The following is a 14149-nucleotide window of genomic DNA, read 5'->3' on the forward strand; positions in this document are numbered from 1 at the left end:
TCCTCAGGGATCGGTTGGCTCTGCAGACCGGCGCCCCGGAGCCAACTCATCGCGGGCACCCCTCGCCGCGGCGATGAGTTATTCCCTCGCCACGGGTCCTAGTGGACGGCACACTGGAGAGATCGCACGCGAGGAGCCACCGATGACAGCGCACCCGACGGCGTCGGCTACCACGGCACCGCCCTCCACCGCCCCACCGGCGGCGGGGCCGGTCGCGCCCGGGCCGCAAGAGGACCTCACCGGCGACATCGACACCGACTTCCCCGAGCTGACCCGGCGCTACCAGCGCGAGCTGCTGGCCCACTGCTACCGGATGAGCGGCTCGGTCCACGAGGCCGAGGACCTGGTCCAGGAGACCTTCCTGCGCGCCTGGAAGGCCTACCACCGCTTCGAGGGCCGTTCCTCGGTGCGCACCTGGCTGTACCGGATCGCCACCAACGTCTGCCTGACCAGCCTGGAGGGCCGGCCCCGCCGTCCGCTGCCCACCGGGCTGGGCACCGCCGACTCGCTGGCCGGGGACGCCCTGGAGCGCGACACCGAGGTGCCCTGGCTCGAGCCGGTGCCGGACACGGCCGTGACGGTGGCCGAGCGCGACTCGATCCGGCTCGCGTTCGTGGCGGCGCTGCAGCACCTGCCCGCCCGCCAGCGCGCGGTGCTGATCCTGCGCGACGTACTGCGCTGGTCCGCCGCGGAGGTGGCTGCCGCGCTGGCGACCACGCCCGCCGCGGTCAACTCCGCACTGCAGCGGGCCCACGCCCAGATGGCCGAGCGCGGGCTCACCGCCGAGACGGTCGAGCCGGAGCTCAGCCCCGCGCAGGCCCAGCTGCTGGAACGGTACGTCGAGGCGTTCTGGCGCAAGGACATCGCCACCATCGTGAGCCTGCTGACCGCGGAGGCCGTCTGGGAGATGCCCCCTTTCACGGGTTGGTACCGCGGCGCCGAGAACATCGGCCGGCTCATCGACACCCAGTGCCCGGGCGGCGTGCACGACATGGTGATGGTGCGGACCTCGGCAAACGCGCAGCCGGCCTTCGGCCTCTACATGCGGGCGGCGGAGGGTGGGTTCGTGCCGTTCCACCTCCAGGTGCTGGACCTCGAGGATGACCGGGTGCGCCACGTCAGCGCGTTCTTCGACCCCGCGCTGTTCGCCCGGTTCGGGCTGCCCGACCGGCTTCCGGATCCCGCGGGCGTCGCCTCGCACTGATCCGGGACCAGGAGCGGGCTGGTCGTCATGGACCACCACCAGGGGCTCGAGCTCCTCGAACGATCCCTCGGCTGGACCCGGGTCCGGCTGGTGGAGATGACCGAGGCCGACCTCCACCGGCCCACTCCCTGCTCGCGCTGGGACCTCGCCGCGCTGCTGACCCACATGGCCGACTCCCTCGACGCCTTTTTGGAGGCGGCACACGGGCGCGTCGAGGTCACCGTGCCCTCGGCCGCGGCCGCCCCCGAGGCCCGCGCCCGGGAGGAGCTGACCACCAAGGCCTGCGCGCTGCTCGGGGCCTGGACGCGCCGCGGCCCGGGTGAGATCGAGATCGGACGCCGGCGGATGGGATCGGGGCTGCTCGCGGCCACCGCTGCGCTGGAGGTCGCGGTGCACGGCTGGGACGTCGCAGGCGCGACGGGCTCCGGGGCCCGCCTGCCGGGACAGCTGGCCCAGGCGCTGCTGCCGGTGGCCACGACGACGATCTCGTCCGCGGACCGCGGTCTCCGCTTCGGCTCCCCGCTCCCCACCGCCCCGGACGCGCCGTACGACGTGGTCCTGCTGGGGCTGTTGGGGCGAGAGGGCTCGCCGATGGTCCCCAACCCCCCACGAACCGGCACCAAATAGCTCAAAACGGCACGGCCGCGGCGTCGGGTTCCTAGCCTGTGCCCATGCTCCCGTCGCTTCTGCTGGAGCGGGACGCGGAGCTCGCCGCCCTCACCAAGGTGATGGGGCGGGCTATGGCCGGCCACGGATCGCTCCTGGCGGTCACCGGCCCCTCGGGGATCGGGAAGTCCCGCCTGCTCGCCCACGCCCGCAACCGCGCGGTCGTCAGCGGATGGCGCATCCTGGACTGCCGGCTGACGCCGCTGTCCGGGGACGTGGCGCACGGCGTCCTGTGGTCCTGGTTCGGCGACCTGGCCCGCCGCGGCGCCGCCGGGGTGCACCCCTTCGACGGCCCCGGCGCCGCGCTCACCGACTTCTGCGCGGGGCGGACCCGTACCGTCGCCGACCTCGTCTACGCGACGCGCTGGCTGCTCGAGGAGATCTCCAGCGACCAGGCGGTCCTGCTGCTCGTCGACGACCTGGAGCACGCGGACGCCGCCTCGCGCGAGGTGCTCGAACTGCTTGCGCCGGCGCTGGCGACCCTCCCCTGCGTGCTGGCCTATGCCGTCGAGGACGTCGACGGGGCCCCGCCGCGACTCCTCGACGCCTCGCAGCAGCTGGCGCTGCGCCCTCTGCGGGCCGGCGGCACCGCCTCCCTGGTGCGCTCGGCGCGCCCCGACCTCGGCGACGCGGACGCCGTCCGGCTGCACCACGACAGCGGTGGGGTGCCGCTCCTCCTGCACGAGCTGCTCGCCGAGGACGAACCGGGAGCCACGCGCGGCGACGGCGTCCTCGCACACCGGGTCCGCGCGCTGCCCCGGACCCTGCTCGAGACGGCGCGCGTCGTGGCGCTGCTCGGCGACGACGTGGCCGTGAGCCTGGTCGCCGCCGTGGTACGGCGCACGCCGGACGCGGTCGCCGACGAGTTCGAGGAGCTCGCCGACCGCCGGGTGCTGTGGGTCGACGGCGGCCTGGTCCGGGTGCGCCATCCGCGGGTGGCCGACGCGCTCACCCAGGAGCTCGAGCCGGGACAGCGGGCGGCCTGGCACTCGCGCATCGCCGCCGCACTCCAGGAGGCCGACGCCCCCGCCGACCTGGTCGCGGCGCACCTGCTGCGCTCCGCGGTGAGTCGCGACCCACGCGCCCGCGAACTGCTCGCCCAGCAGGGCCGACGCACCCTGCACGCGGGCAACCCGGCGCTGGCCGGGCGACTGCTCGACCGGGCCCTGGCCGAGGGCGCCGAGGGCGCGACCCGGGTCGAGCTGCTCGCGACCTCCGCCCGGGCCCGCGCCGAGGCGGGGCTCGTGGACGAGGCCGTCGCGGTGTGGGAGCAGGCGGCCGCGGCCAGCGACGGCGGCACCGCGGACACGCTGCGCATCGAAGCGGCCAGCGCCCTCACCTTCGCGGGCCGGGCCGAGGACGCCCGCGGGGTCTACGACGTGCTGCTCGGCGCGCGCCCGCACGATCGCGCCTGGCGCCGGCTCGCCGCTCGCGCCGCCCTGACCTGCCTGGTGCAGGGCACCGAGCCCCCCGCCGACGCGATCGGACTGCCGACCCCCGCTGACCTGTCGCAGGCCGCAGGCGATCCCGCGGACGGATTCGCGCTGACCACCGTCGCCGCCGTGCACGCCCTCCGGGGCGGCGACGCGGCCGAGTCCCGCTCGGCGGCGCTGCGGGGGCTGGCCACCGGCTTCGTGCTCTCCGAGGACGCCGGCCCGGGCCCGCTGTGGCTCGCGGCCGGGGTGCTGGCCTGGACCGGCGCCTTCCAGGAGGGCGAGACCATCTTCAGCGAGGCCATCGCGGTCGCGCAGGACCGCGGCTCCACGCTGTGGTTCGCCCAGCAGTCCTCGTGCCGGGGCTACCTGCGCACCCGGATGGGTCTGGTGAGCGAGGCGATGTTCGACCTCGAGGTGGCGGTACGGTCCTCGGCGCGGACGGCTCAGGGGGGCGCGGGGAGCCCGCGCGCCGACTACGCGGCCGCCCTGGCGAGCCTGGTGGAGTGCCACATCGCGCGCGGCGAGCTGGAGCAGGCCGCGGCGTGCTCCGGGCCGCTGGCCCTCCTGGCGCGCAGCCCGGGCCTGGTCGGAGCCGTGGCGCTGCACGCGTTGGGCGACCTGGCCGCGACCGCCGGGGACGACGAGGGCGCACTGCGCCACTACACCGAGGTCGGCGAGCGGATGCGCGCCGGCATCGACAACCCCGCCGTGCTCGCCTGGCGGATCGGAGCGGCGCTGTCGCTGGTGCGCCTGGGGCGCGTCCCCGAGGCCGTCGCGCTGGGCCGCGAGGACCTGCGCCTCGCCGAGGACTTCGGCGCCCCGTTCGCGATCGCCCAGGCACTGCGCACGGTCGCGGCCGTCGACCCCACCGTCGATCGGGTGCAGCTGCTGCGCCGGGCGCTCGCCGTACTGGCCGACACGCCCGCCCCCCGGCTGGCTGCCCAGATCGCCACGGACCTCGCCGGGATGCTCGTCCTCGCCGGCGCGGCCGACGAGGAGGAGGTGGTGGGCCTGCTCCGCTCGGCCGAGCAGTACGCCGGCGAGCAGGAGCTGAGCCCGTTGCAGGACCGGGCCCGGCGGCTGCTCGCCCGGCTCGGCCAGTCCGCGCGACGCAGCCGCGTCGAGGCGGTCGCCGCGCTCACCAGCTCCGAGCGCCGGGTGGCCCAGCTCGCCGCCGAGGGGCTGACCAACCGGCAGATCGCACAGCAGCTGTTCGTCACGATCAAGGCCGTCGAGTGGCACCTGTCGAACACCTACCGCAAGCTCGGCATCCGCACCCGCAACCGGCTGCCCGCCCTCTTCGGCGAGCTCTGACGGCGCCCCGCGCCGCCCCGCCGCCCCCTTGTAACGCGGGGTTATGCGCTCTACCTCAGCGAAATAACGCTGCGGTGGTGGGCATAACCCCGCGTTACAGCGGCCACCGGGGCCGGCGCGGGCGTACGGCGGGCGGGGGCGGGCGTCAGTCGCGCAGCGGGTGCGCGATCTCGTCGTGGGGCAGCCGCGCCCAGAGGATCGCCACCACCGCCGCGATCCCGGGCACGACTCCGGCGACGGTGAAGGTGGCGCGCAGCCCGATCGCGTCGGAGACCGGGCCGGCGAGGGCCATCGAGACCGGCATCAGGCTGACCGAGACGAAGAAGTCCAGCGATGACACCCGGCCGAGCAGCTCGGGCGGGACCCGGCGCTGGAGCAACGTCCCCCAGATCACCATCGGCGCCGAGAACAGCGCGCCCAGCACGAACGCCGCGAGGACCACGACCCAGATCCGGCTGGTCGCGCCCATCACCACGAGTGGCAGGCAGCCGAAACCCCACATCAGGTTCATCCAGGTCAGGTAGCGCCGCGGCATCCGCAACGCCGCCATCGTCATCGAGCCGACCGCACCCCCGACGCCGAAGCTGGCCAGCACCAGCGCGTGGTCGCCCGGCCCGCCGCCGAGACGGTCCTTGATCAGGAAGGGCACCAGCACCTCGAACGGACCCATCAACGCCAGGACCATCAGCGCCGCGAACAGCAGCGACGCCAGGAACCACGGCGTGCGGGCCATGTAGGCGAAGGCCTCGCGCATGTCGCTCAGCGCCGAGGCCACCGGATGCGCACCGGCACCGGCGGCCAGGTCGCGCCGTACCGGGGTGAGCGGCACGGCGGTGAGCGCGACCAGCCCACCGAACGACGCCAGCGCGGCCACCGCCAGCGCCGCACCCGGCGACAGCGATCCGACGACGACGCCCGCGACGCCCGGGCCGATCGCCTGCCCGATCGTGGGGCGGACCATGCCCTCGAACCCGTTGACCGCCATCAGCTCCGACTCCGGGACGAGCGCCGGCAGCCAGGCGGAGTACGCCGGGTAGTAGAACGCCATCGCCGCGCCGGTCACGAACGCCACCCCGGTCAGCAGGGCGATGCCGCTGACGTCGGCGAGGGAGGCCAGCGCGACCAGCCCCATCCCGGTCAGCTCGACGCCGGCCACGACGAGGAGGATCGACTTCTGCGGGACCCGGTCGGCGACGACCCCGCCCAGCAGCGCCGGCAGCAGCACGCCCACCGCGGCGGCGGTGGACACCACGGAGAGCTGGGAGGGGCCGCCCCCGAGCCGGATCACCTCCCAGACCAGCCCCACCATCCAGACCCCGGAGGCGAAGGTGCTGAACACCAGCGCCACCGCGAGCCGTCGGTAGGCGGGTGTGCGGAACGGCCGGAGCGGACGCGGCAGCGGACGCTCGTGGCGCGGGTCGCTCACCGCATCGGTGCTGCTCTCGGTCACCGGGTCGTCCACGTCGCACCTCCTCCCTGGCGGGGCGAGCATGCAGGTGCGGACCGATCCCGCCGACCGAACTCATCGCCGCCGCGACCGGCCGAGGGCGCGTCGGCTCAGCCGAGCCAGCGCATCGATCGCCCGTGCGGATGCGTCCAGGCGACCGCGCGCCCGTCCAGGCCGAGCACGAACGTGGGGACGTCCTCGGGGATCGCGGGGCCGGTGGCGCTCACCTGCGCCAGCACCGACTTGCCCTCGTTGCTGACCCAGCGACACGCGCCCTCGGCGACCAGCCGGGACATGGTGCGCTGGAAGTCCTCCCGGTCGTCGGGCTCGAGGTAGGGGGCTACCGCGCTGTGGAACACCACCACCTGCCCGTGCCGCGCGGCCACGTCGACCAGGGCCGGCAGCTCCAGCATCAGGTCGCCGCGCACCAGCGTCGGCGGCTCGTCGCGGGCGATCGCGATCGCCCGGGTGAGCCGCTCGCGGCGCTCCTCGGACTCGGGGTAGACCAGCGTGGTCAGCCAGGCCATCGCGTCGGCGTCGGCGACGTCGAGCGGGTTCAGGTCGATCCCGCCGCGCCAGGCGACCTCCGGGGGCGCCGTCGGCACGGGCAGGTCCCCGGTCGTCGAGCAGGTCAGCAGCGGGCCGTCGTGGCCCAGCAGCCGCGGCCCCTGCTCGGTGTCCCAGCGGTAGGAGTAGCGGTCGGGGTAGAGGCACAGCCCGGCGCTCGCCCCCACCTCGATCAGGGCGAGCGGGCGCGCGCTCTCCTCGGCGATCCGGGCCAGCGCCGGGAGCAGCGTCGCCAGCCGGCCGACCTCGTTGGTCTGGGTGGAGCGTCGCCGGATCGTCTCGCGGATCTCGCCGCCGTCGTCGAGCAGCGCCGAGCGCAGTGCGTCGTACTCGCCGGGCGCCGGAACGCCGTGCCAGCGGGCCGCGGCGAAGACCAGGTTCGGCTGGCGCTTGGCGCGGGGCAGCTCCTGGATCCACTCCAGCAGCCGCTCGTCCTCGGCGGTCCGCCGGGCCCAGTCGGCCAGGCAGGGCGAGTCGTCCACGGCGTACGCGGCGAACTCGCGGTACTGCGCGGCGACGTCGGCGAAGAGGTCCACGCGCGCATTGTGACCCATCGCCGGTATCTCGCGCGGGCTGTCGGCGAACCCCGCTAGCGTCGGAGCCGACAGCGACGACCGCGAGGAGCGACCATGGCCGAGTATCCGCAGCTGCTGCACACCGTCCTCGACACCACCCGTCCCCGCGAGCTCGCCGAGTTCTACCGCCGGCTGCTGGGCCTGCGCTACCGCGCCGGCGACGAGCCGCCCACCGGCGGCGAGCCCGACGACGCGGACTGGCTGGTGCTGGTCGAGGAGGACCAGACGCGTCGTCTCGCCTTCCAGCTGGTCGAGGAGCTGACCCCGACCACGTGGCCGGCCCCCGACGTCCCCATGCAGCTGCACCTGGACTTCACCGTCTCCGGCGTCGACGAGCTGCACCGGCAGAAGGAGCGGGCGCTGGCCCTGGGCGCGAAGGTGCTCCACGACCGCAGCGACGACCCCGAGGAGGAGCTCTACGTCTTCGCCGACCCCTCGGGCCACCCGTTCTGCATCTTCGTGGGCTGAGCCGACCCGTCACTGCCTCGACCCATCCGTCGGCGTGTCGCGGCGCGACTGACGGGTCGAGGCCGACCTGGCTCAGCCGGGCAGCGCGACGTAGGTCGTGTCGAGGTACTCCCCGATGCCCTCGAAGCCGCCCTCGCGCCCGAAGCCGCTGGCCTTGACGCCGCCGAACGGGGCCGCGGGGTTGGAGATCAGCCCGGTGTTGATGCCGATCATCCCGAACTGCAGCGCCTCACTGACGCGAATGGTCCGGGCCAGGTCGCGGGTGTACACGTAGGAGGCCAGTCCGTACTCGGAGTCGTTGGCGAGCCGGATCGCCTCCTCCTCGCTGGTGAAGGCGGTGACCGGGGCGACGGGGCCGAAGATCTCCTCGGCCGCGATCCGGGCCCCGGACGGTACGTCGACCAGCACGGTCGGCGTGTAGAAGAAGCCGGCGCCCTCCCCCGGCCCGCCACCGGTCAGCACCCGCGCCCCACGGTCGACGGCGTCGCGGACCAGCTCGTCGACCGAGTCCACCGCGCGCTCGTCGATGAGCGGGCCCACGTCGACGCCGTCGTCCTGGCCGCGTCCGACCTTCAGCGCGCCCATCCGCTCGGCGAGACGGCTCGCGAACTCCTCGGCGACCGAGGCATGCACCAGGAACCTGTTGGCCGCGGTGCAGGCCTCGCCCATGTTGCGCATCTTGGCGAGCATCGCGCCCTCGACCGCGGCGTCGAGGTCGGCGTCCTCGAAGACCACGAAGGGCGCGTTGCCGCCGAGCTCCATGCTCATCCGCTGCAGCTGGCCCGCCGACTGCTGGACGAGGGTGCGCCCCACCACGGTCGAGCCGGTGAAGCTGACCTTGCGCAGCCGCGGGTCGGCCATCAGCGTCTCGCTGAGCTCGCGGGCCCCGGTGGTGGGCACGATGTTGAGCACGCCGGCAGGCAGCCCGGCCTCCTCCATCACCGCGGCCAGCGCCAGCATCGACAGCGGCGTCTGCTGGGCCGGCTTGATCACCATCGTGCACCCGGCCGCCACCGCGGGCCCGATCTTGCGGGTGCCCATCGCGAGCGGGAAGTTCCAGGGGGTGATCATCAGGCACGGCCCGACCGGCTTCTTCATCGTCAGCAGCCGGCTGCCGCCGGCGGGGGCGCTCATCCATCGTCCGTGGATGCGCACCGCCTCCTCGGCGAACCAGCGCAGGAACTCGTTGCCGTAGCTGACCTCGCCCTTGGCCTCGGCGACGGGCTTGCCCATCTCCAGGCTCATCAGGTGCGCGAAGTCGTCCGCGCGCGCGGCGACCAGCTCGAAGGCGCGGCGCAGGATCTCGCCACGCTCGCGCGGCGCGGTCGCGGCCCAGTCGGCCTGCGCCCCCGCGGCCGCGTCGAGGGCGGCACGCGCATCGTCCAGCGTCGCGTCGGCCACCGTGGTGAGCACCGAGCCGTCAGCGGGATCGAGGACCTCGAACCTCGCGCCGCCCTGCGCCTCGCGCCAGGTGCCTGCGATGAACACGCCCCGATGCTGCGGGCCGAGCATGTCAAGACCAGTCATGGGCCAACCTTGTCATTACCCCAGGATCGAGGGAAATGGCTGACATGCCAGATCCGGCGTGTCATGGTCGTAGCGAAGGCCCAACCGCACCTCGAGCGCGTCCTTCTCCCTGGCGCCGGACCCCTTGTCGACCCCATGCGACAAGGGGTTCGGTCTGCCGGGTCTCAGCCGTCGCTGTTGCGCCAGCGCGGCTTCTTCTCGCCGCCGCCCTGACCGCGGTGCGGCTTGCGGTCGCCGCCCTGGTAGCCACCCGACGAGCGCCCCTGGTAGCCACCGCTGCTGCCACCGCGAGCGGGCCCGTTGTCGCGGGTCAGCTCGATGAGCTTGCCGGAGATCCGGGTGCTCTGCAGCTTCTCCAGGCTGCCCTCGGGCAGCTCGGCGGGGAGCTCGACGAGCGAGAAGTCGCCCTTGATCTCGATGTGGCCGAAGTCGTTGCGCCCGAGGTTGCCCTCGTTGGCGATCGCGCCGACGATCTGGCGCGGCTCGACCTTGTGCCGCTTGCCGACCGCGATCCGGTACGTCGCCATCGGCACGTCGGTGCGTCCGCGCGGCTTGCGCGGAGCCCGCTCGGGACGACCCCGGTCGCCGCCGCGGTCACCCCGGTCGTCGTTGTAGGAATCGGTGCGGACCGGGCGGACCTTGTCGGGGTCGAGCAGCAGCGGCTCGTCGCCCTGCGCCACAACGGCGAGCGCGGCGGCCACGTCGACCTCGGGCACGTCGTACTCACGCACGTAGTGGGCGATCACGTCGCGGAACTTGTCGATCTGGGCGGTGTCGGCCAGGGCCGCGGTGATGCCCTCGTCGAAGCGGGTCAGCCGGGTCTGGTTGACGTCCTCGACGCTCGGCAGCTGCATCTGGGTGAGCGGCTGGCGGGTCGCCTTCTCGATGTGCTTGAGCAGGTGGCGCTCACGCGGGGTGATGAACGAGATCGCGTCGCCCTTGCGCCCCGCGCGGCCGGTGCGGCCGATGCGGTGGACGTAGGACTCGGTGTCGGTGGGGATGTCGTAGTTGACGACGTGGCTGATCCGCTCGACGTCGAGGCCGCGGGCCGCGACGTCGGTGGCGACCAGGATGTCGAGCTTGCCGGCCTTGAGCTGGTTGACCGTGCGCTCGCGCACGGCCTGGGCTACGTCGCCGTTGATCGCGGTGGCTGAGAAGCCGCGCGCACGCAGCCGCTCGGCCAGCGACTCGGTCTCGTGCTTGGTGCGCACGAAGATGATCATCCCCTCGAAGTTCTCGACCTCGAGGATGCGGGTCAGCGCGTCGACCTTCTGGGGGTAGGACACCATCAGGTAGCGCTGGGTGATGTTCGCGGCGGTCGCGGTCTTGTTCTTGACCGTGATCTCGGCGGGGTCGTTGAGGTACTTCTTGGAGATGCGGCGGATCTGCGCCGGCATCGTCGCGGAGAAGAGCGCGACCTGCTTGGTGTCGGGGGTGTCGGCGAGGATCGTCTCGACGTCCTCGGCGAAGCCCATGTTGAGCATCTCGTCGGCCTCGTCGAGGACCAGGAAGCGCAGCTCGGTCAGGTCGAGCGTGCCCTTGTCGAGGTGGTCCATGATCCGACCGGGGGTGCCCACGACGATGTGCACGCCGCGGCGCAGCGCGCTGAGCTGCACGCCGTACCCCTGGCCGCCGTAGACGGGGAGCACGTGCACGCCCTTGGTGTGCGCGGCGTACTTCTCGAACGCCTCGCAGACCTGCAGCGCCAGCTCGCGCGTCGGCGCGAGCACCAGCGCCTGGACGGACTTCTGCTTGACGTCGAGCTGGGACAGGATCGGCAGGGCGAACGCCGCCGTCTTCCCGGTGCCGGTCTGGGCCAGGCCGACCACGTCGCGGCCCGCGAGCAGCGGCGGGATCGTCGCCGCCTGGATCGGCGAGGGCGTCTCGTAGCCGACGTCGGCCAGCACCTTGAGGATCTTCTCGCCCAGACCGAGGTCGGCGAAGGTGGGACCCTGGTCCGCCACCGGCTCTGCGGCCACCGGCTCTGCGGCCACCGGCTGTGCGGCCGCCTCCTCGGTGGTGGTCGGTCCGAGGTCGTTCTGGTCGGGGTTCGCCTGCTGCTCCGCGTCGCTCATAGGACCCCAGGGTATCGCGGCCCCGCCACGCCACCGATTCGTGGGGACGCGACGCCGGTCACGCCGGGTCCGACGCCCGCCCGACCGTGCGACGTGGCCAGGACAGCCTCTTCGTTACCGGGCGGGTGCCGCGTTCACGCTGCCGAATCACGGGCGACACCGAAGTGCCGACGGCGTAGCTCATCTTGCGTACACGTGTCAGTCAGAGCGGCGCACATCGGGCGCGTGCAGGGGACTGGCTGCCCACAAGAGGAGAGTCTGTGAAGAAAGCACCAAGCCCGTCGGGCAAGCCCGGACGGATCCACCACCGTCTCCTGGCAACCGGAGCGGTCCTCAGCCTGGGGCTCGCCGTCCTGGCCGGGGTTCCGGCGACCCAGGCCGCGACCGTTCCTGCCGCTGCAACCGCCGCCGTCGACGTCTTCGACGTCAACGAGGCGACGATCGCCGAGATCACCGCGGCCCTGGACTCGGGCACGCTCACCAGCGTCGAGCTCACCGCGATGTACCTCAACCGCATCGCGGCCTACGACCATGGCGGCATCACCTTGAACTCGGTGGTGGTGAAGAACGAGGAGGTGCTCGCCGAGGCGGCCCGGATGGACAAGCTCCGGGCCGAGGGCACCATCCTGGGCCCGCTCCACGGCATCCCCTTCACGGTGAAGGACAGCTACAAGGTCAAGGGCCTGACCGTGGCATCGGGCTCCCCGGCGTTCAAGAACCTGGTCGCCAACGAGGACGCGTTCTCGGTCCAGGCGATCCGCGAGTCCGGTGGCCTGCTGATCGGCAAGACGAACATGCCGCCGATCGCCAACGGCGGCATGCAGCGCGGCGTGTACGGCCGGGCCGAGAGCCCGTACAACCCCCGCTTCCTCACGGCCGCCTGGGGCTCGGGCTCCTCGAACGGCTCCGGGACGTCGACGGCTGCCAACCTCGCCACCTTCGGGATGGGCGAGGAGACGGTCTCCTCGGGTCGATCGCCGGCCTCGAACAACGGCCTGATCGCCTACACGCCTTCGCGCGGGATGATCTCCATCCGGGGCAACTCGCCGCTGTGGCCGACCCGCGACGTCGTCGTGCCGCACACGCGCACCGTCGAGGACACGCTGACGGTGCTGGACGTGCTGGCCCAGGAGGACACCACGCCCGAGGGCGACTTCTGGCTCACCCAGCCGTTCGTCGACCTTCCCGACGTCGAGGACGTCCGTCCCGAGTCGTTCCTCGACCTCAAGGACACCGACGCGCTCGCGGGCAAGCGGATCGGCGTCCCCCGGATGTACCTCAACAAGGACACCGAGACCAAGACCCCGATCGCGACCCGCCAGTCGGTGATCGACCTGTGGGAGCGCACCGCCGACGACCTCCGCGCCCAGGGTGCCGAGGTCGTCGAGGTGGACTTCCCCCTCGTCGAGAACTACTTCGAGGACCGCGCGGGCGCCGAGAGCATGTACACGCGGGGCTACGTGCCCACGGCCTGGAAGAGCCTGGAGACCGGTGACTACGCCTCCTTCTGGATGGAGAAGTTCCTGAAGTCCAACCAGGACAGCGCCTACCCGTCGTGGGCGAACGTCGACCCGGCCACCGTGTTCCCCTACCCGAGCCGCCTCCCGGCCGACCCGGACGCCACGACGCGGTCGTACGCCAACCGCATCGAGGCGATCAAGACCCGGATGCCCGACGACCTCTTCGCCGTCGAGGGGCTGGCCGAGGCGGTCGCGGGCTGGGACCGCACGCGCGAGGAGGACTTCGACGCCTGGCTCGAGGCGAACGACCTGGACCTCCTGGCGTTCCCCGCAGCGGCCGACATCGGAAAGGCGAACGCCGACGTGAACGTCGCCTCGAACGCCGCCGCCCATGCCTACGGCGTCGGGCGATCCGCGACCGACCACGTCATGCGGATCTTCGGTCTGCCGAGCGTGTCGGTGCCGATGGGGCAACTGGCCGACATCGACATGCCGATGAACGTCACCTTCGCGGGCATGCCGTACACCGACAACGACCTGCTCTCCATCGCCTACGACTACGAGCAGGCGACGCAGTACCGGGAGCCGGCACCGCGCACGCCCGCGCTGAGCCAGGACGTGGTCACCCTCGTCGCGGACGCCGCACAGCGACCCGAGAACCGGACCGACGTCACGGCGCCCGAGCTCGACGTGGACGTGGCGAAGCTCGGCTGGACCGGGCCGAGCCCCCGTCTGGCGATCACCCTCACCACCGACGGCGACATCGCGGCCGAGAACCTCTGGCTCACCGTGAACGGCGACGAGCTGACTCTCGCCGAGACCGACCAGCCCGGGACCTACCGGGCGGTCGTGACGATGGACCGCTACCAGTACCGCGGAGACACCGGGCCGATGGAGACCGTGACCGTGCTGGCGCTGGCCAAGGACGCCGCCCGCAACGCCGCTGTGTTCACCGACTCCGTCGCGGTGTCCGCACTGGCGGAGGCCGCGCCCCCCACCGCGCCGCCGACCTCGCCGCCCGCCACCCCCCAGCCCGGGAAGGCGGCCTCCTCGATCTCGGTGGTGAAGCCCCAGGGCAAGGTCAAGGTCGGCAAGCGGGCCAGGCTCCGCCTCGTCGTCCGCTCGGCGTCGGGTCGGCCCACGGGCGTGGTGCGGGTGACCCTGCCCGGCAAGCCCCGCATCACCGCCAAGCTGGTCAACGGCCGCGTGAGCATCCTGCTCCCGAGGTTCCACAAGGCCGGCCTCAAGAAGGTGAAGCTGACCTACCGCGGCGACACGTCGACCCGCAGCTCGAGCAAGGTGCTCACGTTGCGGATCGTCCGCTGAGGCCCGTCCTCACCTGACGCTGCACCACCCACGAGGGCTGACTCCGGCACCGTCCGGGGTCAGCCCTCGTGGCGCGTGCCGGGG

9 protein-coding genes are annotated in these 14149 nt (G+C 73.0%); 5 read left to right on the top strand and 4 right to left on the bottom strand.

The annotated features are described in order from the left end of the window. The first annotated feature begins 142 nt into the window (after positions 1-142). The 3 genes from AC6EH9_RS01455 to AC6EH9_RS01465 are packed head-to-tail and all read left to right on the top strand — an operon-like array spanning position 143 to position 4620. Positions 143-1204 (top strand): sigma-70 family RNA polymerase sigma factor, encoded by a 1062-nt coding sequence (locus AC6EH9_RS01455; RefSeq protein ID WP_498419850.1) that lies wholly within the window; start codon positions 143-145, stop codon positions 1202-1204. Positions 1205-1231: 27 nt separating this feature from the next. Continuing rightward, positions 1232-1831, top strand: coding sequence for a TIGR03086 family metal-binding protein (locus AC6EH9_RS01460; protein ID WP_498419851.1), 600 nt, complete (start codon positions 1232-1234; stop codon positions 1829-1831). Between the two features lie 44 nt (positions 1832-1875). Further along, on the top strand, positions 1876-4620 hold the full coding sequence (locus AC6EH9_RS01465) for an ATP-binding protein (RefSeq protein ID WP_498419853.1): 2745 nt from the start codon (positions 1876-1878) through the stop codon (positions 4618-4620). 145 nt (positions 4621-4765) lie between these two features. On the opposite strand, the gene AC6EH9_RS01470 is transcribed toward AC6EH9_RS01465, so the two are convergent. Then, positions 4766-6082 carry an MFS transporter gene (locus AC6EH9_RS01470; protein ID WP_498419854.1) on the bottom strand — a complete coding sequence of 439 codons (1317 nt, stop codon included), beginning with the start codon at positions 6080-6082 and terminating at the stop codon, positions 4766-4768. Positions 6083-6177: 95 nt separating this feature from the next. After that, complete coding sequence (locus AC6EH9_RS01475; RefSeq protein ID WP_498419856.1) at positions 6178-7170, bottom strand: DUF2332 domain-containing protein; 993 nt, start codon at positions 7168-7170, stop codon at positions 6178-6180. A 93-nt stretch (positions 7171-7263) separates the two neighbouring features. Here AC6EH9_RS01475 and AC6EH9_RS01480 point away from each other — a divergent pair, with 93 nt between their 5' ends. Then, positions 7264-7677, top strand: a complete 414-nt coding sequence (locus AC6EH9_RS01480) for a VOC family protein (RefSeq protein WP_498419858.1) — start codon at positions 7264-7266, stop codon at positions 7675-7677. 72 nt (positions 7678-7749) lie between these two features. On the opposite strand, the gene AC6EH9_RS01485 is transcribed toward AC6EH9_RS01480, so the two are convergent. Continuing rightward, on the bottom strand, positions 7750-9204 hold the full coding sequence (locus tag AC6EH9_RS01485; protein WP_498419859.1) for an NAD-dependent succinate-semialdehyde dehydrogenase: 1455 nt from the start codon (positions 9202-9204) through the stop codon (positions 7750-7752). Between the two features lie 164 nt (positions 9205-9368). Further along, positions 9369-11279 (bottom strand): DEAD/DEAH box helicase, encoded by a 1911-nt coding sequence (locus AC6EH9_RS01490; protein WP_498419861.1) that lies wholly within the window; start codon positions 11277-11279, stop codon positions 9369-9371. A gap of 260 nt (positions 11280-11539) precedes the next feature. On the opposite strand from AC6EH9_RS01490, the gene AC6EH9_RS01495 reads away from it, so the two are divergent. Further along, positions 11540-14065, top strand: a complete 2526-nt coding sequence (locus tag AC6EH9_RS01495) for an amidase (protein ID WP_498419863.1) — start codon at positions 11540-11542, stop codon at positions 14063-14065. Positions 14066-14149: the final 84 nt, after the last annotated feature.

It is taken from the genome of Nocardioides sp. Z21_20 (assembly GCF_059766585.1).

Coding starts and splice junctions, on each gene's coding strand:
- AC6EH9_RS01455 (WP_498419850.1), top strand. CDS start 143: ATGACAGCGCACCCGACGGCGTCGGCTACCACGGCACCGCCCTCCACC.
- AC6EH9_RS01460 (WP_498419851.1), top strand. CDS start 1,232: ATGGACCACCACCAGGGGCTCGAGCTCCTCGAACGATCCCTCGGCTGG.
- AC6EH9_RS01465 (WP_498419853.1), top strand. CDS start 1,876: ATGCTCCCGTCGCTTCTGCTGGAGCGGGACGCGGAGCTCGCCGCCCTC.
- AC6EH9_RS01480 (WP_498419858.1), top strand. CDS start 7,264: ATGGCCGAGTATCCGCAGCTGCTGCACACCGTCCTCGACACCACCCGT.
- AC6EH9_RS01485 (WP_498419859.1), bottom strand. CDS start 9,204: ATGACTGGTCTTGACATGCTCGGCCCGCAGCATCGGGGCGTGTTCATC.
- AC6EH9_RS01490 (WP_498419861.1), bottom strand. CDS start 11,279: ATGAGCGACGCGGAGCAGCAGGCGAACCCCGACCAGAACGACCTCGGA.